Below are 22,963 nucleotides of genomic sequence, written 5' to 3'. Positions count from 1 at the left end.
ACGAATGCCGAATGTGTCATGGCTTTCGCGAGCAGGCTCGCTCCTACAGGGGATCTGCGTTGTGACAGATCAGCTCAGTTCGCCGCAGAGATCCAGTTCGATCAATCGACGCACTTCAGCCGTTTCCAGCCCGGCCCCCAGCAAGCCATGCAATTTGCCGAACGCCGCCTCGCGGGTCATGCCGCCACCGGACAACACGCCCACGCCCCGCAAGCGGCTTCCCGCCTCGTAGACATCCAGCTCTACCCCGCCTTCATGGCATTGCGTCACTGCAACCACTACCACGCCGTTATCCCGTGCGCGGCCAAGGCTGGCGAGGAACTCGGGGTTGTCGCTCGGCCCTGTACCGCTGCCGTAGCACTCCAGCACCAGGCCTTGAATGCCGCTGTCGAGGAGACCGTTCAGCACTTCTGCGCTGACGCCCGGGAAAAGCGGTAGTACGGCGACCTTGGCCAATTGCTTCGGCTGGTTATAGTTCAGCGACGCTGGAATTGAAGTGGCTTTGACGCCGCCGCCCTGACGCTCCAGGCGCTTGAACGGATGCCGCCCGAAGCTGCGCACTTTCGCGCAGCGGGCCGGTGCCAGCAGTTCGCCGTGAAAGTACAGATGCACGCCCGGCGCCAGGCCTTGGCCGAGGGCGCCCAGCGCGCCGCCGAGGTTTTCCCAGGCATCGCTGTCGGTCACGCCCGCCGGCAGCATCGAACCGGTGAAACACACGCGCGCCTGCAGGCCGAGCAACTGAAAACTCATCGCCGCCGCGCTGTACGCCAGCGTGTCGGTGCCGTGCAGAATCAGCACGCTGTCGCAGCCTTGCACATCGACGGCATCCACCACCGCTTCGCGCAGTTGCTGCCAATAGGCCGGGGTCATGTTGGCGCTGTCGATCAGCGGCGACATTTCGCGGAATCGCCACTGCGGCACCACCAGCTCAGGCTGGCTGTGCAGGTAGTCGCGCATCCGCGCTTCGAAACCGGACGCCGGGGCCAGACCGTTGGCGCTGGCCTGCATGCCGATGGTGCCACCGGTGTAGAGCACCATGACGTGTTGAGCGGCGGGATAGGTCGACGAGCTCATAGGATTCTCCGAAACGATGAGGGTCCTGTGGGAGCGAGCCTGCTCGCGAAAGCGGTGTGTCATTCAACAATGATGTTGGCTGAAAGTCCGCCATCGCGAGCAGGCTCGCTCCTACAAGTTATTGCATCACAATAACTGACGGGCGCAGGGATGCGCCCGTCATTCACCTGTCAGCGTTGCGCTGCAGGTACGCCTTGCGGCGCAGTTTCAGTCTGGCCCGCTGCTGCTGGCGGGTTGGCCGGCCAGGCGTTGCGATCCAGGTCCAGGTCGGCGAACTTGCTCGAATCAAACACTGGCTGTTTGACGCCGGCGCGGCGCTGCTCGTCGTAGTCGCGCATCACCCGCAGGCCGACCTTGAACAGCATGGCCAGGGCCACCAGGTTGACGAAGGCCAGGCAGGTCATGGTGATGTCGGCGAAGGCGAATACCGTCGTCAGGTCCTGCATCGAACCCCACACCACCAACGCCAGCACCAAGCCACGGAACAGCATCAGCAAAGCGCGGTTGCGGCTGAGGAACTGCAGGCTGTTTTCGCCCAGGTAGTAGTTGTAGAGGATGCAGGTGAAGACGAAGAGCGACAGTGCGACGCTGACGAACATGCGACCCCAGTCACCGACCACGGCAGCCAGCGAGTTCTGGGTCAGAACGATACCGTCACCCTCGAAGCCCGGGGTGTAGAAGCCTGAGAGAAGGATCAGCAGCGCGGTGCAGGTGCAGATTACGAAGGTATCGAGGAACACACTGAAAGCCTGAACCACGCCCTGCGCGCCCGGGTGCTTGACGGCAGCCACAGCGGCGACGTTCGGCGCACTGCCCAGGCCCGCTTCGTTGGCGAACACGCCACGCTTCACGCCCATGACAATGGCACTGCCGAGCAGACCGGCAAAGGCCGGGTCGAGGCCGAAGGCGCTTTTGAAGATGGTTTCCAGCATGGCTGGCACGTGTTCGATCTGGGTACCGATCACGTACAGGGTCACGCCGATGTAGGCCAGGGTCTTGATCGGTACCAGCAGGTCGGAGACCGAGGCGATGCGCTTGATCCCGCCGATAAAGGTGATGGCCAGCAGCACCGCGAGGACAATCCCGGTGTGTTGTGGGTTGAAGTCAAAGGCGTTCTGCAGCGAGTGGGTCACGGTATAGGACTGCAGGCCAATGAAGGCGAAGCCGTAGGTGACCAGCAGCAGAACAGAGAAAACGATCGCCATGCCTTTGAGCTTGAGCCCGTGCTGGATGTAGTAGGCCGGGCCACCACGGTACAGGCCGTCGCCATCGGCGCGCTTGTAGACCTGGGCCAGGGTGCACTCGAAGAAGCTGCTGGACATGCCGACCAGTGCGGTCACCCACATCCAGAACACCGCACCCGGACCACCGAGGGTCACGGCGATGCCGACACCGGCAATGTTGCCTGCACCGACGCGGCCGGCGAGGCTGAGCATCAAGGCCTGGAACGAGCTGAGTTGCCCGGCGCTGCCTTTGAGGCTGTCGCGAAACACCGCGAACATGTGGAAGAAGTGACGCAGTTGAACGAAACGCGAGCGAATCGTGAAGTAGCTACCGAGCCCGACAATGAGCACGATCAGTACTTTCCCTGAGAGGAAGTCGTTGATGACTTCGAGCATGGATTTATCCTCGCTGTTTTTTGTGGGTGCAAATGCTGGATCGGAGAAACATCGTGTTACACCGGTCTGCGCGCGGCACGACGGGCGAGGCGAAGGTTTCGTCCCGGATCCATATCGCGGGTTTTGTTATTAGTTCGGGTTTCGCATGGGTTATGGCCTCGTTACCGACGACCGCTCACGCGAAGAGGGGCGGCACTATACCGATCAGTGGCGCGCCCGTCTGCACGGTAGTGGTGCAAGCGACGAAACGAAGCTTTGAAACACTTGGCGTTTGTGGCGAGGGGATTTATCCCCGTTCGGCTGCGAAGCAGTCGTAAACCATTGCACGCGGTGTTTCTGGTACATCCTTATTGTTGGTATCGGGGCCGCTTCGCAGCCCAACGGGGATAAATCCCCTTGACACAAGGGCTCACCTCCATATTGTTCAGTCCCCCTACATTCGGGTCTCAGGATCAAACAGTTAAAAAAAGGGCTCGGGGACAAAATCCCCAAGCCCTCAAAAGGTGAGAGGTGTCTAGTCCCTCGACCTGGTGAGCGGTGCTGCAAGTTCGCGTCGGCTCAGGCTTTGAGCGGAACCAGACGCGGGGCGATCATGTTTTCCGGGCGCAGGATGTCGGCGAGCATGGCTTCGTCGAGCAGACCTTCTTCGCGCACCAGTTCCAGCACGCCGCGGCCGCTTTCGAGGGCGATACGGGCGATGCGGGTGGCGTTCTTGTAACCGATGTACGGGTTCAGTGCGGTAACCAGACCGATCGAATGTTCGACCAGTTCACGGCAGCGCGCTTCGTTGGCGGTGATGCCGACGATGCAGTGCTCGCGCAGCATGTCCATGGCGCGCTGCAGCAGGCGGATCGAGTCGAGGATCTTGAAAGCGATCAGCGGCTCCATCACGTTCAGCTGCAATTGGCCGCCTTCGGCTGCCATGGTCAGCGCCAGATCGTTACCGATGACCTGGAACGCTACCTGGTTCACGGCTTCCGGGATCACCGGGTTGACCTTGCCGGGCATGATCGAGCTGCCTGGCTGACGCGCCGGCAGGTTGATTTCATTGATGCCGGTACGTGGGCCGCTGGACAGCAAGCGCAGGTCGTTGCAGATCTTCGACAGCTTGACCGCGGTGCGCTTGAGCATGCCGGAGAACAGCACGAACGCGCCCATGTCGGAGGTCGCTTCGATCAGGTCGGCAGCCGGTACCAGCGGTTGGCCGCTGATCAATGCCAGACGCTGAACTGCCAGAGCCTGATAGCGCGGGTCGGCGTTGATGCCGGTGCCGATCGCGGTGCCGCCCAGGTTGACTTCGGTCAGCAGTTCCGGGGCCAGCGTCTTCAGACGCGCCAAATCTTCGCCCATGGTAGTGGCGAACGCGCGGAATTCCTGGCCTAGGGTCATCGGCACGGCGTCTTGCAGTTGGGTCCGGCCCATTTTGAGAACGTGGTCAAACTCTTTGCCCTTGGCCGCGAAGGCCTGGATCAGGCTGTCGAGACTGGCCAGCAGCGCGTCGTGACCGAGCAGCAGACCCAGACGGATCGCCGTCGGGTAAGCGTCGTTGGTCGACTGCGCCATGTTCACGTCGTCGTTCGGGTGCAGGTACTGGTATTCGCCTTTCTCGTGGCCCATCGCTTCCAGAGCAATGTTGGCGATCACTTCGTTGGCGTTCATGTTGGTGGACGTGCCGGCGCCACCTTGAATCATGTCGACCACGAACTCTTCGTGGTAATCGCCGCGGATCAATCGGGCACAGGCTTCGCTGATGGCAGCGTGCTTGGCTTCGCTCAGGTGACCCAACTCGCGGTTGGCGTCAGCGGCGGCCTGTTTGACCATCGCCAGGCCCACAACCAGTTTCGGGTAATGCGAAATCGGAACGCCCGAGAGGCGGAAGTTGTTCAACGCTCGCAGGGTCTGGATGCCGTAATACGCATAGGCCGGTACTTCAAGGGCGCCAAGCAGGTCGGTTTCTGTGCGGAAAGATGCAGCGGAGGACATGATAGAAATCATCTCGATAAGGACCCGGTCTGTGCCGGAACGCTGCGAATGCTAGGCTTGTGGGGATTTTTGGGCCAATGCTGTTAAGCGCTGCCCTATGCACATTCGGCATAATGCCCGTGTGACGCCGCCTGTGCGGCAGACGTGTGACCTGTTTTGGTGCGTGTCCGGGAGGACGTGATGAATCTGGAAAGCAAATGGCTCGAGGACTTCAGTGCCCTGGCCGCCACCCGCAGCTTCTCGCAGGCGGCCGAACGGCGCTTCGTGACCCAACCGGCGTTCAGTCGGCGGATCCGCAGCCTCGAAGCGGCGCTGGGGCTGACCCTGGTCAACCGCTCGCGCACGCCGGTCGAACTGACGGCGGCGGGGCAGTTGTTTCTGGTGACCGCGCGTACCGTGGTCGAACAACTCGGTGAAGTGCTGCGCCATCTGCATCATCTGGAAGGCGGGCAGGGTGAAGTGATGCAAGTCGCTGCCGCGCACTCGTTGGCCTTGGGCTTTTTCCCGCGCTGGATCGCCCAGTTGCGCAACGAAGGGCTGAACATCGCCACGCGGCTGGTGGCGACCAACGTTGGCGACGCCGTACACGCTTTGCGTGAAGGCGGCTGCGATCTGATGCTGGCGTTCTATGACCCGGACGCGGCGATGCAGATGGATCCGGAGATTTTCCCGTCGCTGCATCTCGGCCAGACGGAAATGCTGCCAGTGTGCGCGGCGGATCTGGATGGCAAACCGCTGTTCGATCTGGAAGGCGAGGCGAGCGTGCCTTTGCTGGCTTACAGCGCCGGGGCGTTTCTCGGCCGTTCGGTCAACGGCCTGCTGCGCCAGCGCCAGTTGCGCTTCACCACGATCTACGAAACCGCCATGGCCGACAGCCTGAAAAGCATGGCGCTGGAAGGCCTCGGCATTGCCTGGGTACCGCAACTGAGCGTACGCGCCGAACTGGCCCGCGGTGAGCTGGTGGTGTGCGGCGGCCCGCAGTGGCATGTGCCGCTGGAGATCCGCCTGTACCGCTGCGCATTGGTGCGCAAGGCCAACGTGCGCTTGCTGTGGCGCAAGCTTGAGGGCGGTGCTGCACAAAACACCTGACCCCATCGAAGAACCCTGTGGGAGCTGGCTTGCCAGCGATTGCGGTGGTTCAGTCACCCTCTCTTTTTACTGATGCGACGCCATCGCTGGCAAGCCAGCTCCCACAGGGATCGGGGATGTCTTTTCGCTGACCTCAAGGTCAATAAAACCGGGCGTTTCGCTCATTTGACAGATGGTCGTTTCGGGGGCTGTTTATTGCTTTCTTTGCGGTATACTGCGCGGCCTTCGGCCGGCACGTCCGGCCATTTTTCGTACAATCAAGCCACGCAACCTGCGTGGCTTGTTGTTTTATGACGCGCCTGCGGGCGCTCCAGAGAGAAGAGGCGCGACGATGAGTGCACTGGTTGGCGTGATCATGGGCTCCAAGTCCGATTGGTCCACCCTTAGCCACACCGCCGATATGCTGGAAAAGCTCGGCATCCCGTACGAGGTCAAGGTGGTTTCCGCTCACCGCACCCCGGATCTGCTGTTCCAGTACGCCGAAGAGGCTGAAAGTCGCGGCATCGAGGTGATCATCGCCGGTGCCGGTGGCGCAGCCCACTTGCCTGGCATGTGTGCGGCCAAGACCCACTTGCCTGTACTGGGCGTGCCGGTGCAGTCGGCCATGCTCTCGGGCGTCGATTCGCTGCTGTCGATCGTACAGATGCCGGCAGGCATTCCGGTCGCCACCCTGGCCATCGGCAAGGCCGGCGCGATCAACGCCGCGCTGCTCTCGGCGAGCATCCTCGGCGCCAAGCACCCGCAATTCCACGCGGTACTGAAAACCTTCCGTGCCGAGCAGACAGACAGCGTCCTGGACAATCCAGACCCACGTATTGCCTGAGGTTGTTGAGATGAAGATCGGTGTAATCGGTGGCGGCCAGTTGGGTCGCATGTTGGCCCTGGCGGGCACTCCGCTGGGGATGAACTTCGCTTTTCTCGACCCTGCGCCGGACGCCTGTGCGGCCGCGCTGGGCGAACACCTGCGGGCCGATTACGGCGATCAGGAGCATCTGCGCCAGCTGGCCGATGAAGTCGATCTGGTGACCTTCGAATTCGAAAGCGTCCCGGCCGAAACCGTGGCGTTTCTCTCGCAGTTCGTGCCGGTCTACCCAAGCGCCGAAGCCCTGCGCATCGCCCGCGATCGCTGGTTTGAAAAGAGCATGTTCAAGGACCTCGGCATTCCGACGCCGGCCTTCGCCGACATCCAGTCGCAAGCCGATCTGGACGCCGCCGTCGCTTCGATCGGTCTGCCGGCCGTGCTGAAAACCCGCACCTTGGGTTACGACGGCAAGGGCCAGAAAGTCCTGCGCAAGCCGGAAGAGGTTGCCGGTACGTTCGCCGAACTGGGCAGCGTTGCCTGCCTGCTGGAAGGCTTCGTGCCGTTCACCGGCGAAGTGTCGCTGATCGCCGTGCGTGCCCGCGATGGCGAGACGAAGTTTTATCCACTGGTGCACAACACCCACGACAGCGGCATTCTCAAGCTGTCGGTCGCCAGCACCGGTCACCCGTTGCAGGCGCTGGCAGAGGATTATTCCAGCCGTGTGCTCAAGCACCTCGACTACGTCGGCGTGATGGCTTTCGAGTTCTTCGAAGTCGACGGTGGCCTGAAAGCCAACGAGATCGCCCCGCGCGTGCACAACTCCGGGCACTGGACCACCGAAGGCGCCGAGTGCAGTCAGTTCGAAAACCACCTGCGTGCCGTGGCCGGCCTGCCGCTGGGTTCGACCGCGAAGGTCGGCGAGAGCGCGATGCTCAACTTCATCGGCGTGGTACCGCCGGTTGAGAAAGTCATCGCCATCGAAGACTGCCATCTGCATCACTACGGCAAAGCGTTCAAGGCCGGACGCAAGGTCGGCCACGCCAACCTGCGCTGCGCCGACATGGCCACGCTGCAGGCGCAGATCATCAAGGTCGAAGCGCTGATCGCCGAGTAAAACAGTTTCATGTGGCAGCGGCGGAACCATTCAGGGGCCGCCGTTCTCTCATGGCAGGATGCCAAAGTCTGACTAGGCTTCGCATATCTATCATCAAGAGGGAATTGCCATGGGAATTATCGGAACCATCTTTATCGGCTTGATCGTCGGCCTGCTGGCTCGGTTCCTGAAACCGGGCGATGACAGCATGGGCTGGATCATGACCATCCTGCTCGGTATCGGCGGTTCGCTGGCGGCCACCTACGGCGGCCAGGCTCTGGGCATCTATCAGGCAGGCGAGGGCGCAGGTTTCCTTGGCGCACTGGTCGGCGCGATCGTGTTGCTGGTGATCTCCGGTCTGATCAAAAGAACTGATCGAAAGCGACAAAGCCCTCTCGGCCATCGCGGTCGGGAGGGCTAGAATGCGCGGCGACTCACCGTCCATTCCTTTGCCTGCCGAGCACCTTCATGCGCCGTCTTCTGTTGACTCTCCTCTTGCTGGGCAGCTATCTCGCCCACGCCGGCGAACTGCCGGAAACCGACTGGCTGGAACTGATGCCCAAGTCGGATCAAAAGGCCCTTGAGGCCATGCCTGAAATCGATCACAACTCGCCCGAAGCCACCGGCACCTTCACCGAGAAGGGCGGGATGAAACAGGCCAAAGGTCTGCCAGCGGTGATGTATTCGACAAAAACCGTGGCGTCGATGAATGACAAACACATCCGCATCGGTGGTTACCCGGTGCCGCTGGAGTCCGATGCCAAGGGCCGCAGCACGTTGTTCTTCCTCGTGCCGTATCCGGGCGCCTGCATCCACGTGCCGCCACCGCCGCCGAATCAACTGGTGCTGGTGCGATATCCCAAGGGCTTGAAGCTGGACGACATCTACACGCCGCTGTGGGTGACCGGCACGCTGAAGATCGAGAAGGTCAGCAATGACTTGGCGGATGCGGCGTATGCGCTGGAGGCGGAGAAAGTGCGGGTGGTGCAGGAGGCTGACCTCTAAAGCGCGCCGCACATAAATTTAGGAGCGAGCCTTTTTGGTGAGGGGATTTATCTGTGGTGAAGGGATTTATCTGTGGCGAGGGATTTATCCCCGCTGGACTGCGCAGCAGGCCCCAGCTTTTGATTTAGAAAAAGCGGGGGCCGCTGCGCGACCCAGCGGGGATAAATCCCTCGCCACAGGGCTCTTTGCCCTTTTGTATGGTGCTAGAGCTTAGAGCGGCGTAGCAGCTACGCTGACACCCATGGTATGGCTCGCCCCCGGCGCCAGGGTCACCAGATCATCCATCACATTCGCCGTTTCGATGCACAGCATGCGCTGCCAGCCGTCGTTGTCCATGTCCGACAATGCGGCGGCGCGGTCGATCCACGGGTTCCAGATCACCGCCGTGCGCGAGCCCGTCGAGGTCAGCACGATGCGCCGCTCCCAGGTCGGATCGACGATGCTCAGCTGCGGCGGAGCATCGAGGTAGATGCGGTCGGTCTCGCCGCTGAAATGCAGATCGCCGCTCTGGCTGGCTGTATTCCAGTCATCCAGGGTCTCGATGTAATCCAGCCCGGCGACACCATCAACGTGCACGTTACGCACATCACTGACGGCGAAATAGGTGTGCAGCGCCTGACTCAGCGTGACGCTGTCAGTCCCCCGGTTATGGCTGGTCAGGCTGTAATGCAGTTGATCCGCCAGATGCAGGGTCAGGGTCAGATCGACCTCGTGGGGCCAGCCCGGCAGGCCACCTTCCGGGTAGGGCAGCTTGAATTCGACCTTGATGCCGTCAGCCTCTGATTCGATGTTGCCCAACTCCCAGTCCATCGCCCGCACCAGACCGTGCGCGGGCGCCGGTTGCTCGCCGGTGTACATGGCCTGCACGCTGTGCGGGTTGCGTTCGAACTTGCCGAACCACGGCCAGCACACCGGCACGCCGGCGCGGATGCTCTTGCCGGTCTTGAACTCGGCCTTGTCGTTGAGCCAGATGATCGGCGGCTGGCCGTCGATCTGATAACTGAGGATGTGCGCGCCTTGCTGGGCCACCAGCACTTCGGCCTTGCCGTGGCGGATGCGCCAGCAGTTCAGTTCATCCTGTTTGACGGCTTCAACGTTGGGCGTGTTCATGGGCAACTCTCGATCAGACACTGGGGACGACTATCGACCGCAAAACGGCGGCGAGGTTTAACGCGCGCGTGGCGGCACCGAACGGGTGCGACCGCTGCCGTCGATGGCGACGAAAACGAAAACCGCTTCGGTGACCTTGCGCCATTCGCTGGACAGTGGGTCATCGCTCCACACTTCGACCATCATCTGGATCGAGCTGCGGCCGATTTCCAAGGTCTGGGTATAAAAGGACAGCTGCGCGCCGACCGCGACCGGGACGAGAAACGCCATGCGGTCAATGGCGACAGTGGCGACGCGACCGCCGGCAACGCGGCTGGCCATGGCGGTGCCGGCCAGATCCATTTGCGCGACCAGCCAGCCGCCGAAAATATCGCCAAAGCCGTTGGTTTCGCGCGGAAGGGCGGTGATTTGCAGGGCCAGGTCGCCCTGTGGGATCGGATCTTCTTGTTCGAGCTCTATCATGCCGAGGGGCCTCTGACCCGTGACTCTTCGTGGGTATTGCGGGTGGTAGCCGTCTTCAAGAAAAACGATTCAACACCGAACACACTGCGTTCGTCACGTTTTCCATCAGGCGCCTAAAGGGAAACTCTGCGAAAAAGGCTAAATCCCGAGCAAAGGACGGGCCAACAACGTTTTCGCACAGTAACCTCTTACAAATCCTGCGCAGGTGGCGAGTATATCGGTCGATAGACCCCGCGACGACCACCCGGTTCTGATTTCGACCGTCAATTACGCGCCTCTATGTGCTTTTTCGAACAATTTGCTATGGTGCCGAACCTGTCCAAGCCACCGCCAGCGTTGTTGTGGCGACAGATTCGACTATAAGAGAAGCCCTTGCCATGACCACAGCGCCTTCGAGCCTCGCGCAGCCCGAGCAACCCGCACGACCGTTGACCCGCAATGACTACAAGACTCTGTCGCTGTCCGCCCTCGGCGGGGCGCTGGAGTTCTACGATTTCATCATCTTCGTCTTTTTCGCCACCGTCGTCGGCAAACTGTTCTTTCCTGCCGACATGCCCGAGTGGCTGCGCTTGATGCAGACCTTCGGCATCTTTGCTGCGGGCTATCTGGCGCGGCCGTTGGGCGGCATCGTCATGGCGCACTTCGGTGACCTGCTGGGGCGCAAGAAGATGTTCACCCTGAGCATTTTCATGATGGCCGTGCCGACGCTGATCATGGGCCTGCTGCCGACCTACGCGCAGATCGGCATCTGGGCGCCGATCCTGTTGCTGCTCATGCGGGTGATCCAGGGCGCGGCGATTGGAGGTGAAGTGCCGGGGGCGTGGGTCTTCGTTTCCGAACACGTACCGCAAAAGCACATCGGCTACGCCTGCGGCACCCTCACCAGCGGCCTGACTGCCGGCATCCTCCTCGGCTCGCTGGTCGCCACGGCGATCAACAGCATTTATACGCCAGCCGAAGTGGCGGATTACGCGTGGCGGATCCCGTTCCTCCTCGGCGGCGTGTTCGGCCTGTTCTCGGTGTACCTGCGCCGCTGGCTGCACGAGACACCGGTGTTCGCCGAGCTGCAAATGCGCAAGGCACTGGCCGAAGAAGTGCCGCTGCGCGCAGTGTTGCGTGATCATCGCGGCGCCATCGCCATCTCGATGCTGCTGACCTGGTTGCTGTCGGCCGGCGTCGTCGTAGTGATCCTGATGACCCCGACCGTGCTGCAAACGGTCTACCACTTCTCGGCGACCACGGCGCTGCAAGCCAACAGTCTGGCGATCGTCTTCCTCAGCCTCGGCTGCATTGGCGCCGGCGCGTTGGCTGATCGCTTCGGCGCCGGTCGCGTATTCGTGTTCGGTTGCCTGGGCCTGCTGATCAGCTCCTGGACCTTCTACCACAGCCTCGCCGACCACCCGGACTGGCTGTTCCCGCTGTACGCACTGACCGGTTTGCTGGTCGGTACCATCGGCGCAGTGCCGTACGTGATGGTCAAGGCGTTCCCGCCGGTGGTGCGTTTCAGTGGGCTGTCGTTCTCCTACAACGTTGCGTACGCAATCTTCGGTGGCCTGACGCCGATGGTGGTGAGCCTGCTGCTCAAGGAAAGCGCGATGGGGCCGGCTTACTATGTAGCGGTGTTGTGCGGCGTGGGGATGGTGGTCGGTGCGTGGCTCTGGAAAAACGGCCGCTGATTAACGGCTGATCGTTCCCACGCTCTGCGTGGGAATGCATCCCGTGACGCTCTGCGTCACCTCTGGAAGCGGACGCGGAGCGTCCCTGGCGGCATTCCCACGCGGAGCGTGGGAACGATCTGCGCGACATACTGGCCTTTCATCCAATTGTCATATTTCAGCCATAGAGTGTTCACATGGCCTGCTGATACTTGGCCCCGACTTAACACACCCTATCTGCTAGGAGTAAGGCATGAAACTGAAGCGTTTGATGGCGGCAATGACTTTTGTCGCTGCTGGCGTTGCGACTGCCAACGCGTTCGCCGCTGTTGACCCTGCTATCCCGAGCTACACCAAGACCACTGGTGTGTCGGGCAACCTGTCCAGCGTCGGTTCCGATACCCTGGCCAACCTCATGACCCTGTGGGCTGAGAACTACAAAAAGAATACCCGAACGTCAACATCCAGATTCAGGCTGCAGGTTCGGCTACCGCGCCACCTGCGCTGACCGAAGGCACCTCTAACCTGGGCCCGATGAGCCGCAAGATGAAGGACACCGAACTGGCGGCCTTCGAGCAGAAATACGGCTACAAGCCAACCGCCATTCCGGTTGCCGTGGATGCCCTGGCCGTGTTCGTGCACAAGGACAACCCGATCCAGCACCTGACCATGGAACAGGTTGATGCGATCTTCTCGTCGACCCGTCTGTGCGGCGCCAAGGCCGACGTGAAAACCTGGGGCGACCTGGGTGTGACCGGCGATCTGGCCAACAAGCCAGTGCAACTGTTCGGCCGCAACTCGGTATCCGGCACCTACGGCTACTTCAAGGAAGAAGCCCTGTGCAAAGGCGACTACAAGCCTAACGTCAACGAACAACCAGGTTCGGCGTCGGTAGTGCAGTCGATCAGCTCCTCGCTCAACGGCATCGGTTACTCGGGCATCGGTTACAAGACCGCCAGCGTGAAAACCGTACCGCTGGCCAAGAAAGGCAGCACTGACTTCATCGAAGACACCGAAGAAAACGCCCTGAACGGCAAGTATCCGCTGTCGCGCTTCCTCTACGTTTACGTCAACAAAGCCCCGAACAAGCCTCTGGCCCCGCTGGAAGCCGAGTTCGTGAAGCTGGTGCTGTCGAAACAGGGTCAGGAAGTGGTAGTGAAAGACGGCTACATCCCGCTGCCAGCCAAGGTTGCTGCCAAAGCACTGGCTGACCTCGGTCTGCAGGAAGGCGGCGCAGTCGCCAAGAAGTAACACCCTGAGGCCGGCCTGAAGCCGGACTCCTGTGGGAGCGAGCCTGCTCGCGAAGGGGTGGTCACATGCAGCATAAATGTGACTGACCCGACGCTTTGGCGAACAGACGCGCTCCTGCAACCACCAAATTTTCGACTCCGCTGCCGGACTTCCGGCTGGCGGATTTGCTGCGTCACTGCATTGTCATCTTTCTGTCATACAGGATCGCTAGGGTGTGCGCATGAATGATCTGGCCAATTCCCCAATGACTACGACTTCCCTCCCAAGCGCATTGATTTCAATACGCCTGAGCTGCAACGCAAGCGCCGTATTCGTGCGCTCAAGGATCGCTTCACCCGTTGGTACGTCCTCGTCGGCGGCCTGGCGGTGCTCGCGGCCATCACCCTGATTTTCTTTTTCCTCGCTTACGTCGTCGCGCCGTTGTTTCAAGGCGCTGACCTGACTGCGAAAGACTCGATCACCCCGGCCTGGATGCAGGACGCCGGCAAGCCGCTGATGATCTCGCTCGAAGAGCAGAATCAGGTGGCCATGCGCGTTTCCGACAAGGGCCAGGCGCTGTTTTTTGATATCGACAGTGGCGCTGAATTGAAGCGCGTCGATCTGCCATTGCCGGCCGGTGCCAGCGTAACGTCCATTGGCGAAGACCAGCCGGGTCATCCGCTGGTGGCCGTGGGCTTGTCCAACGGTCAGGCGCTGGTGTTCCGTCATACCTATAAAGTCAGCTACCCGGACGGTAAGAAAACCATCAGCCCGGCCATCGAATACCCGTACGGCGAGGCGCCGATTGCGCTGAACGAGAGCGGCGGTGCGCTGGAACATGTCAGCCTCAACGCCACTGATTCGACACTGATGCTGGTTGGCTCCACTGGCTCGCAACTCAATGTGCTGTCGCTGACCAGCGAAGAAAACATGATGACAGGCGAAGTCACCAACGAGCAGAAGCGTATCGATCTGCCGCAGATGACCGAGCCTGTGAAAAACATCTTCGTCGACCCGCGCCAGCAGTGGCTGTATGTAGTCAACGGGCGCGCCCAGGCCGACGTGTTCAGCCTGCGCGACAAGAGCCTCAACGGGCGTTACAAGTTGCTGGAAAATGCTGACGCCGAAGTCACTGCCACCACGCAACTGGTCGGTGGCATTTCGCTGATCGTCGGTGACTCCAAGGGTGGTCTGGCGCAGTGGTTCATGGCCCGTGACACCGATGGCGAGCTGCGCCTGAAGCAGATCCGCACCTTCCAGATGGGCACCACGCCAATCGTTGAAATCGCTGCCGAAGAGCGCCGCAAAGGCTTCCTCGCCCTCGATGCCAGCGGCAAGCTCGGCGTGTTCCACAGCACCGCACACCGCACGTTGCTGGTCGATCAGGTGGTTGAAGGCCAGGGCCTGTTCGGTCTGTCGCCACGCGCCAACCGAGTGATCGTCGAAGCCGGCGGCAAGCTGCAGCCGTTGCTGCTCGACAACCCGCACCCGGAAGTATCGTGGAGCGCGCTGTGGAGCAAGGTCTGGTACGAGAACTACGACGAGCCTAAATACGTCTGGCAATCGACGGCGGCCAACACCGATTTCGAACCGAAACTGAGCCTCTCGCCGCTGACCTTCGGCACCCTGAAAGCCGCGTTCTACGCCATGCTGCTGGCCGCGCCACTGGCCGTCGCTGCGGCGATCTACACCGCGTACTTCATGGCGCCGGGCATGCGCCGCAAGGTCAAACCGGTGATCGAGCTGATGGAAGCGATGCCGACGGTGATCCTCGGTTTCTTCGCCGGTCTGTTCTTGGCTCCATATGTAGAAGGGCATCTGCCGGGCATCTTCAGCCTGCTGATGTTGCTGCCGATCGGCATTCTGGTCGCCGGTTTCACCTTCAGTCGTCTGCCTGAATCGATCCGCCTGAAAGTCCCGGACGGTTGGGAAAGTGCGCTGCTGATTCCGGTGATCCTGTTTGTGGGCTGGCTCTCGCTGTACATGAGCCCGTTCATGGAGAACTGGTTCTTCGGCGGCGACATGCGCATGTGGATCTCCCATGACCTGGGCATCACCTACGACCAGCGCAACGCTCTGGTGGTCGGTCTGGCCATGGGTTTCGCGGTGATCCCGAACATCTACTCGATCGCCGAAGACGCCGTGTTCAGCGTGCCGCGCGGTCTGACCCTGGGTTCGCTGGCCCTCGGTGCGACGCCATGGCAGACCATGACCCGCGTGGTGATCCTGACCGCCAGCCCGGGGATTTTTCGGCGCTGATGATCGGCATGGGCCGTGCGGTCGGCGAAACCATGATCGTGCTGATGGCCACCGGCAACACCCCGGTGATGGAGATGAACCTGTTCGAAGGCCTGCGCACCCTGGCCGCCAACGTCGCGGTGGAAATGCCCGAGTCGGAGGTCGGTGGCAGCCACTACCGCGTGCTGTTCCTCTCGGCGCTGGTGCTGCTGTTGTTCACCTTCGTCATGAACACCCTGGCAGAACTGATTCGTCAGCGTCTGCGCAAGAAATACTCGTCGCTTTAAGCAAAGGTAGAAGTCTGTGAAACAGAACTCCCTGAAAGGATGGTTCAAGAGCGGCGCCCCGGGCGTCTGGATCAGCGGTGGCGCGGTGTCCATCGCGGTCATCATGACCATTGGCCTGTTGGCGGTGATTGCCGTGCGCGGTCTCGGTCACTTCTGGCCGGCGGATCTGATCCATGCTCACTACGACGTACTGGGCCAGGCCAATCACCTGGTGATCGGCGAAGTGGTACAGAAAGAAGAAGTGCCGCGCGCGCGTCTGAAGAGTGCCGGTTTGCCGGTGCCGGACGAGGGTCCGGAGTTCATGACTCGCGAGCTGATCAAGGTCGGCAACCGTGACCTGAACGGCAACGACTTCACCTGGATCGTCGGCGAGTGGCTGACCAACCAGACCACGCCGCCGGAGTTGATGGCGATCGAGCGTCGTGAGTGGGGTAACTTCTACGGCTACCTGGTCAACGTCAAACAGGACGGCAAGGTCATCGCCGAGGGCGAGGCCGCATGGCCTGAGCTGCAGGCGCGCATCGATCGTGTGAACGGCCTCGCTGCGCAACTGAAGTCGTTGGAAAAACCGACATCGGCGCGATCAACGCCGGCCTCGAACGCATCCGTCTGCACGGCCGCAAGCTGGAGCTGGAAGGCAAACTCGACGCCACCGCACAAGCGGACATGGAATCCGAGCGCGCCGAGCTGAACGCGCGCTATCAGGACATCGAAGCGCGCCTGGCCGACCTGCATGCGCAGTTCAACCGCGACGCACTGACTGCTCGCGATGCCAACGGCAAGGAAATCGAAATCGGTCTGGGCAAAGTGGTTCACGCCTACCAGCCGAACGCGATGAGCACACTGACCAAGCTCGGCTTCTACTTCAGCAAAATCTGGGAATTCCTCTCCGACGACCCGCGTGAAGCGAACACCGAAGGCGGGATTTTCCCGGCGATCTTCGGCACCGTGATGATGACCCTGATCATGGCGATGATCGTCACCCCGTTCGGCGTGCTGGCGGCGGTGTACCTGCGCGAATACGCCAAGCAGAACACCCTGACCCGGGTGATCCGCATTGCGGTGAACAATCTTGCCGGCGTACCGGCGATCGTTTACGGCGTATTCGGTCTGGGTTTCTTCGTTTACGTACTCGGTGGTTCTGTGGACCGCTTGTTCTTCCCTGAAGCACTGCCGGCGCCGACCTTCGGTACCCCGGGCCTGCTCTGGGCCTCGCTGACCCTGGCGTTGCTGGCCGTGCCGGTGGTGATCGTGGCGACCGAAGAAGGTCTTGCGCGCATCCCGCGCACCGTGCGTGAAGGTTCGTTGGCCCTCGGCGCGACCAAGGCGGAAACGCTGTGGAAGATCGTTATCCCGATGGCCAGCCCGGCGATGATGACCGGCATGATCCTCGCTGTGGCGCGTGCCGCCGGTGAAGTGGCGCCTTTGATGCTGGTGGGTGTGGTGAAACTGGCGCCGTCGCTGCCGGTGGACGGCAACTACCCGTATATGCACCTGGACCAGAAGATCATGCACCTGGGCTTCCACATTTATGACGTCGGCTTCCAGAGCCCCAACGTCGAAGCAGCCCGCCCGCTGGTGTACGCCACCGCGCTGCTGCTGGTGCTGGTGATCGCGACGCTGAACCTGTCGGCGGTGTATATCCGCAACCACCTGCGCGAAAAATACAAAGCACTGGACAGCTAAAGCCATTAGCCACAAGCGGCAAGCTACAAGCCGCTTTTGCTCAAACTTGCAGCTTGCAGCTAGAAGCTTGCAGCTACGAACGGAGTGAGACCCCATGCAGCACGAAACACACAGCCACGGCATCAACATGTCTGCCCTGGGCCGCGACAAGCAGAGCCTGGACCTGGCGCAGGAAACCGTTGCCATCGAAGTGCCGGGCCTGAGCCTGTACTACGGCGAGAAACAGGCACTGTTCGACGTCAGCATGAACATCCCCAAGCAGCGTGTGACTGCGTTCATCGGCCCGTCCGGCTGCGGCAAGTCGACGCTGCTGCGTACCTTCAACCGGATGAACGATCTGGTCGACGGCTGCCGTGTCGAGGGCGCGATCAACCTGTACGGCAACAACATCTATCGCAAGGGCGAAGACGTGGCCGAGCTGCGTCGTCGCGTCGGCATGGTGTTCCAGAAGCCCAACCCGTTCCCGAAGACCATCTACGAAAACGTGGTCTACGGTCTGCGCATCCAGGGCATCAACAAGAAGCGCATCCTCGACGAAGCCGTTGAATGGGCGTTGAAAGGCGCGGCATTGTGGGACGAGGTCAAAGACCGCCTGCACGACTCGGCCCTCGGTCTGTCCGGTGGTCAGCAACAGCGTCTGGTGATCGCGCGCACCATCGCGGTCGAGCCGGAAGTACTGCTGCTCGACGAACCGTGCTCGGCTCTCGACCCGATCTCGACGCTGAAAGTCGAGGAGCTGATCTACGAGCTGAAGTCCAAGTTCACCATCGTCATTGTTACCCACAACATGCAACAGGCGGCACGGGTGTCCGACTACACCGCGTTCATGTACATGGGCAAACTGGTGGAATTCGGCGACACCGATACCCTGTTCACCAATCCGGCGAAGAAGCAGACCGAAGACTACATCACCGGTCGTTATGGCTGATCGAACAGCTGCAAGCCGCAAGTTTCAAGCGGCAAGAAAGAGCGGTTCGAGTACGACACAAATCAGCTTGCAGCTTGTAGCTTGCAGCTCATGGCTTTTGCGGAGCAAATCATGATTTCGAAGGAAGGTTTAACCCATCACATTTCCGCGCAGTTCAACGCCGAACTGGAAGAAGTGCGCAGCCACCTGCTGGCCATGGGCGGGCTGGTCGAGAAGCAGGTCAACGACGCGGTCACGGCGCTGATCGAGGCCGACTCCGGCCTGGCTCAGCAGGTGCGTGAGATCGACGACCAGATCAACCAGATGGAACGCAACATCGACGAAGAATGCCTGCGCATTCTGGCTCGTCGTCAGCCGGCCGCGTCGGACTTGCGTCTGATCATCAGCATTTCCAAGTCGGTGATCGATCTTGAGCGCATCGGCGACGAAGCGACCAAGATCGCCCGCCGTGCCATCCAGTTGTGCGAAGAAGGCGAAGCGCCGCGCGGTTACGTCGAGGTTCGTCACATCGGCGACCAGGTGCGCAACATGGTCCGCGATGCGCTGGACGCGTTCGCGCGTTTCGACGCCGATCTGGCGCTGTCGGTGGCGCAGTACGACAAGATCATCGACCGCGAATACAAAACCGCCCTGCGTGAGCTGGCGACCTACATGATGGAAGACCCGCGCTCTATCTCGCGTGTTCTGAGCATCATCTGGGTCCTGCGCTCGCTGGAGCGCATCGGCGACCATGCGCGTAACATCTCCGAACTGGTGATCTACCTGGTCCGCGGCACCGACGTGCGGCACATGGGCCTCAAGCGCATGAAAGAAGAAGTTGAAGGCACCAGCGCCGAAACCGCTAATGTTCCGGGCGAAGCTGACGATAAGTAAGATTGCCTGAGAAAAGCGCCCGGCCCTTTGGCCGGGCGTTTTTGTTTGTGCTTTTCATAGGTACAACCGAATTAAAAAGCAGCACCCGCGAACGAAAAGTCCCGGCGTGACTGAAGAGTTTTGGCAATGTGCCATCAGCCAGCGTTATGCTTGCCGGGATTTTAATAGGGGTGTTGGATGAGCAAGATCAGTGTGTTGGTCGTGGACGATGCTTCGTTCATTCGTGACCTGGTGAAAAAGTGCCTGCGTAATTACTTCCCGGGGATCCGCACCGAGGACGCCGTGAACGGTAAAAGGCCCAGGCCATGCTGGCCAGAGAAGCCTTCGACCTGGTGTTGTGCGATTGGGAAATGCCGGAAATGTCCGGCCTCGAATTGCTGACCTGGTGCCGCGAGCAGGACAATCTCAAGACCATGCCGTTCGTCATGGTGACCAGCCGGGGCGACAAGGAAAACGTCGTTCAGGCGATTCAGGCCGGCGTTTCCGGCTACGTCAGCAAGCCGTTCACCAACGAGCAACTGCTGACCAAGGTCAAGCAGGCACTGAACAAGGTCGGCAAGCTCGACACCCTGATGAACAGCGCGCCGACCAAGATGAATTCGGCGTTCGGCAACGACTCGCTGAGCGCACTGACCGGCGGCAAGCCTGCCGTGGTCGGTGGTGCTCCGGCTGCTGCGGCGGCCAACCCGTTTGCCAAGCCCGCCGCTGCAGCTGCGCCATCGCGTGGTTTGCTCAACAGCCCGCCGGTTCAGGCGCCCGGTGCGTCGAAGGCGCCAGTCGGTGGTCGCGGGCAGGGCCAGCTGCGCCTTCCAAGCGGTACTCAGCAATGCGTGATCAAGGCCTTGAGCATCAAGGAGGCGCTGCTGGTAGTGAAACGCACCGAGACCCTGCCGCAGATCCTCGACAGCGCTGTGCTTGATCTTGAGCAGGGCGACAACGCCGAGATTGCGCGCCTCAACGGTTACCTGCACGCCATCGTCGCCCACGAGCAGAAAGCCGACAGCGACTGGCTGCAACTGACCTTCCGCTTCGTCGACCAGGACGCGCAGAAGCTCGACTACATCTCGCGCCTGATCGCTCGTGGCACGGCGCAGAAGCACTTCGTACCCGGCGCGTGATCTTCATCGCCTGATAGGCCGCCTTCGCGAGCAGGCTCGCTCCCACCTTGGAACGCATTCCAAATGTGGGAGCGAGCCTGCTCGCGAAGGCCAGCCAAAACACCAACCATCTCACGTGCAGGCGAATTTGAAACATCTGTCGACTAGCCTGGTCTGTCTCAGCTGCTAGGCTGATTCCCAGGCCTTCCTTCGACAGACTTTTGCCCATGCTCGCGCGCCTGCTGTTTTTCTGCGGTCTCTGCCTGGCCTCCGGGCTGGCGATGGCCATGACCATCTACAAATCCACCGACGCCAATGGTGTGGTCTCGTACAGCGACCGCCCGAGCAAGGGCGCGAAAGTCTTCGTGTTCCAGGACCGGATGGTCGAGCACCTTGATCGCCAGGTGTACCTGGACATCAAAAAGCAGAAGGGCGTCGACGTGGTGTTTGCGCGCAACGATCTGTATGCGCCGGTCGAGGTTGCCCTGGCCTTCATCGGCACGAGCAATGTGCGTGGCGCGCCCGCGCAGGCGATCCGTCGCGTGCTGCCACCGCGCAGCAACACGCGGCTGGCGCTGCTGACGGCGATCAGCCGTGACCAGCCGCTGGTGTATTCGCCGCAGTTCCAGTATTCGTTGGGCGACCCCGCAGGCACCGCGCAGAGCTATCGCTATCCGCTGCCCTGGCGTGGCGGGCCGTTTCGCCTGAGTCAAGGCGCCAACGGCCAGTACAGCCACTACGGGCCGAAGAATCGCTACGCCATGGACATCGCCATGCCGGTGGGCACGCCGATCATCGCCGCGCGAGCGGGAGTGGTGGTCAAGACCGAGAACTCCCAGAGCGGGCGCGGTACCGATGCCTCCGGCAATTTCGTCCGGGTGCTGCACGACGACGGCACCATGGGCGTGTACCTGCATCTGAAACAGGGTTCGGTGAGCGTGCGCGAAGGCCAGCGGGTCAAGGTCGGCAGCCCGCTGGCGCTGTCCGGCAACACCGGCAACAGCAGCGGCCCGCACCTGCACTTCGTGGTGCAGCGCAATACCGGAGAGGGACTGGTGTCGATACCGTATCAGTTCAACCAGCCGCTGGGGGCGTTACCCAACTTTGCGTTGGGCAAGCAGTAGGCGCGATAGGGTGTTGAGGGTTTTTGTGGCGAGGGATTATCCCCGTTGGGCCGCGAAGCGGCCCCAAATATTGCAACTCTGTACTAACTGACTGCATTCAATGGTTTTGGGACGGCTGCGCCGTCCAACGGGGATAAATCCCTCGCCACAAGAGCCCCCAAACTCCCGTCAATCGAGCATCAACACCTTGGCCAGGACAATCTTCGGCCCTTTCATCTTTTTGATGATGATCCGCAGGCCTTCGACTTCCAGCACTTCTTCCTCTTCCGGCACCCGTTTGAGGGTTTCGTAAACCAGCCCGGCGAGGGTTTCCGCTTCGATGTGATCAAGATCGATGCCCAACAGGCGCTCGACCTTGAACAAAGGCGTATCGCCGCGCACCAGCAGCTTGCCCGGCTGATAGGCGAGGATGCCGCGTTCAGCCTTGCGGTGTTCGTCCTGAATATCGCCGACCAGCACTTCCAGCACGTCTTCCATGGTCAGGTAGCCGATGATGTTGCCGTCAGCCTCCTCGACCACGGCGAAGTGCGAGCCACCCTTGCGGAACTGCTCCAGCAGCTGCGACAGCGGCATGTGCCGCGATACGCGCTCCAGCGGGCGGGTCAGCTCGGCCAGGTTGAACGACTCGGGAATGTGGTCCAGCGCCGCCAGTTCCAGCAGCAGATCCTTGATGTGCAGCAGGCCGACGAACTCCTGGCGCTCGCTGTCGTACACCGGATAACGGCTGAACTTGTGGCGACGGAACATCGCCAGGATTTCCTTCAGCGGCGCGTTGAACTCCAGGGTGATCAAGTCTTCGCGGGAGTTGGCCCAGTCGACCACTTCCAGCTCGCCCATTTCCACCGCCGAGGCCAGCACGCGCATGCCCTGGTCGCTCGGATCCTGGCCACGGCTGGAGTGCAGGATCAGTTTCAGCTCTTCGCGGCTGTAATGGTGTTCATGGTGCGGGCCGGGTTCGCCTTGCCCTGCGATACGCAGAATCGCGTTGGCGCTGGCGTTGAGCAGGTAGATCGCCGGGTACATCGCCCAGTAGAACAGGTACAGCGGCACTGCCGTCCACAGCGACAACAGTTCCGGTTTACGGATTGCCCACGACTTCGGCGCGAGTTCACCGACCACGATATGCAGATAGGAAATGATGAAAAAAGCGGTGAAAAATGAGACGCCTTTGATGATTTCCGGCGAATCGACGCCGACTGCGCTCAACAGCGGCTCGAGGATGTGCGCGAATGCCGGCTCGCCGACCCAGCCCAGGCCGAGGGAGGCGAGGGTGATGCCGAGCTGACACGCCGACAGGTAGGCATCGAGCTGACTGTGCACGGTGCGCAGGATGTGCCCGCGCCAGCCGTGTTGTTCAGCGATGGCCTCGACCCGGGTCGAGCGCAATTTGACCATGGCGAATTCCGCCGCAACGAAAAAGCCGTTGAGCAACACCAGGATCAGAGCAAAAGGATCATGCCGAAGTCGGCAAAAATGGTCGCGAGGGACAAGCCAGGGGAAGGGTCCATGATGGAGTTTTGCGGGTTCCGTGTGATTCGAAAGTAGGGAGAAACAGCGCCTGAAAAGCAGGCACAAGTCAGCCAATGTAGCGGCTGACCGTGCGATTGC

Annotated in this window: 14 protein-coding genes and 5 pseudogenes; 13 read left to right on the top strand and 6 right to left on the bottom strand. The window is 61.2% G+C overall.

Annotated features, from left to right (window positions below; genetic code table 11):
* Positions 1-69: 69 nt before the first annotated feature.
* From LJU32_04250 to LJU32_04240, 3 genes are all read right to left on the bottom strand, one after another.
* A complete protein-coding gene (locus LJU32_04250) occupies positions 70-1,074 on the bottom strand; it encodes an asparaginase (GenBank protein WKV89599.1) in 1,005 nt (334 codons plus the stop codon).
* 170 nt (positions 1,075-1,244) lie between these two features.
* The gene (locus LJU32_04245; GenBank protein ID WKV89598.1) at positions 1,245-2,693 is read right to left on the bottom strand and encodes an alanine:cation symporter family protein; all 1,449 of its coding nucleotides are present in this window, start codon (positions 2,691-2,693) and stop codon (positions 1,245-1,247) included.
* 558 nt (positions 2,694-3,251) lie between these two features.
* Positions 3,252-4,676 (bottom strand): aspartate ammonia-lyase, encoded by a 1,425-nt coding sequence (locus LJU32_04240; GenBank protein ID WKV89597.1) that lies wholly within the window; start codon positions 4,674-4,676, stop codon positions 3,252-3,254.
* A 180-nt stretch (positions 4,677-4,856) separates the two neighbouring features.
* Here LJU32_04240 and LJU32_04235 point away from each other — a divergent pair, with 180 nt between their 5' ends.
* From LJU32_04235 to LJU32_04215, 5 genes are all read left to right on the top strand, one after another.
* Positions 4,857-5,765, top strand: a complete 909-nt coding sequence (locus LJU32_04235; protein ID WKV89596.1) for a LysR family transcriptional regulator — start codon at positions 4,857-4,859, stop codon at positions 5,763-5,765.
* Between the two features lie 331 nt (positions 5,766-6,096).
* Entirely contained in the window at positions 6,097-6,588 is a 492-nt protein-coding gene (gene purE, locus LJU32_04230; GenBank protein WKV89595.1) for a 5-(carboxyamino)imidazole ribonucleotide mutase, read from the top strand.
* 10 nt (positions 6,589-6,598) lie between these two features.
* Positions 6,599-7,681, top strand: a complete 1,083-nt coding sequence (locus LJU32_04225; protein ID WKV89594.1) for a 5-(carboxyamino)imidazole ribonucleotide synthase — start codon at positions 6,599-6,601, stop codon at positions 7,679-7,681.
* Between the two features lie 109 nt (positions 7,682-7,790).
* Positions 7,791-8,081 (top strand): GlsB/YeaQ/YmgE family stress response membrane protein, encoded by a 291-nt coding sequence (locus tag LJU32_04220; GenBank protein WKV89593.1) that lies wholly within the window; start codon positions 7,791-7,793, stop codon positions 8,079-8,081.
* A 47-nt stretch (positions 8,082-8,128) separates the two neighbouring features.
* Complete coding sequence (locus LJU32_04215) at positions 8,129-8,665, top strand: DUF3299 domain-containing protein (GenBank protein ID WKV89592.1); 537 nt, start codon at positions 8,129-8,131, stop codon at positions 8,663-8,665.
* Positions 8,666-8,875: 210 nt separating this feature from the next.
* Here the strand turns inward: LJU32_04215 and LJU32_04210 are convergent, their stop codons facing one another.
* Complete coding sequence (locus LJU32_04210; GenBank protein ID WKV89591.1) at positions 8,876-9,775, bottom strand: D-hexose-6-phosphate mutarotase; 900 nt, start codon at positions 9,773-9,775, stop codon at positions 8,876-8,878.
* A 57-nt stretch (positions 9,776-9,832) separates the two neighbouring features.
* On the bottom strand, positions 9,833-10,237 hold the full coding sequence (locus LJU32_04205; protein ID WKV89590.1) for an acyl-CoA thioesterase: 405 nt from the start codon (positions 10,235-10,237) through the stop codon (positions 9,833-9,835).
* A 377-nt stretch (positions 10,238-10,614) separates the two neighbouring features.
* Between LJU32_04205 and LJU32_04200 the strand changes: the two genes are divergently transcribed.
* The 8 genes and pseudogenes from LJU32_04200 to LJU32_04165 all read left to right on the top strand — a co-directional run bounded on the left by LJU32_04200 (position 10,615) and on the right by LJU32_04165 (position 21,355).
* Positions 10,615-11,913: an MFS transporter gene (locus LJU32_04200; protein ID WKV89589.1), complete on the top strand. Its 1,299-nt coding sequence runs from the start codon at positions 10,615-10,617 to the stop codon at positions 11,911-11,913.
* A gap of 232 nt (positions 11,914-12,145) precedes the next feature.
* A pseudogene (locus tag LJU32_04195) lies at positions 12,146-13,143 on the top strand (phosphate ABC transporter substrate-binding protein PstS).
* A 220-nt stretch (positions 13,144-13,363) separates the two neighbouring features.
* Positions 13,364-15,647, top strand: a pseudogene (locus LJU32_04190) (ABC transporter permease subunit).
* A 16-nt stretch (positions 15,648-15,663) separates the two neighbouring features.
* Positions 15,664-17,333, top strand: a pseudogene (pstA, locus tag LJU32_04185) (phosphate ABC transporter permease PstA).
* 94 nt (positions 17,334-17,427) lie between these two features.
* Positions 17,428-18,261: a phosphate ABC transporter ATP-binding protein PstB gene (pstB, locus tag LJU32_04180; GenBank protein WKV89588.1), complete on the top strand. Its 834-nt coding sequence runs from the start codon at positions 17,428-17,430 to the stop codon at positions 18,259-18,261.
* 111 nt (positions 18,262-18,372) lie between these two features.
* Positions 18,373-19,134, top strand: coding sequence for a phosphate signaling complex protein PhoU (phoU, locus tag LJU32_04175; GenBank protein ID WKV89587.1), 762 nt, complete (start codon positions 18,373-18,375; stop codon positions 19,132-19,134).
* A gap of 177 nt (positions 19,135-19,311) precedes the next feature.
* Positions 19,312-20,252: pseudogene (locus tag LJU32_04170) on the top strand (response regulator).
* A 206-nt stretch (positions 20,253-20,458) separates the two neighbouring features.
* Complete coding sequence (locus LJU32_04165; GenBank protein WKV89586.1) at positions 20,459-21,355, top strand: M23 family metallopeptidase; 897 nt, start codon at positions 20,459-20,461, stop codon at positions 21,353-21,355.
* A 168-nt stretch (positions 21,356-21,523) separates the two neighbouring features.
* On the opposite strand, the pseudogene LJU32_04160 reads toward LJU32_04165, so the two are convergent.
* A pseudogene (locus LJU32_04160) lies at positions 21,524-22,863 on the bottom strand (hemolysin family protein).
* Between the last annotated feature and the right edge of the window lie 100 nt (positions 22,864-22,963).

Source organism: Pseudomonas sp. B21_DOA (genome assembly GCA_030544685.1).
Lineage (GTDB): Bacteria > Pseudomonadota > Gammaproteobacteria > Pseudomonadales > Pseudomonadaceae > Aquipseudomonas > Aquipseudomonas fluorescens_AO.
The sequence above is the reverse complement of the archived record's forward strand: the minus strand, read 5'-3'. Positions and strand labels throughout refer to the sequence as shown.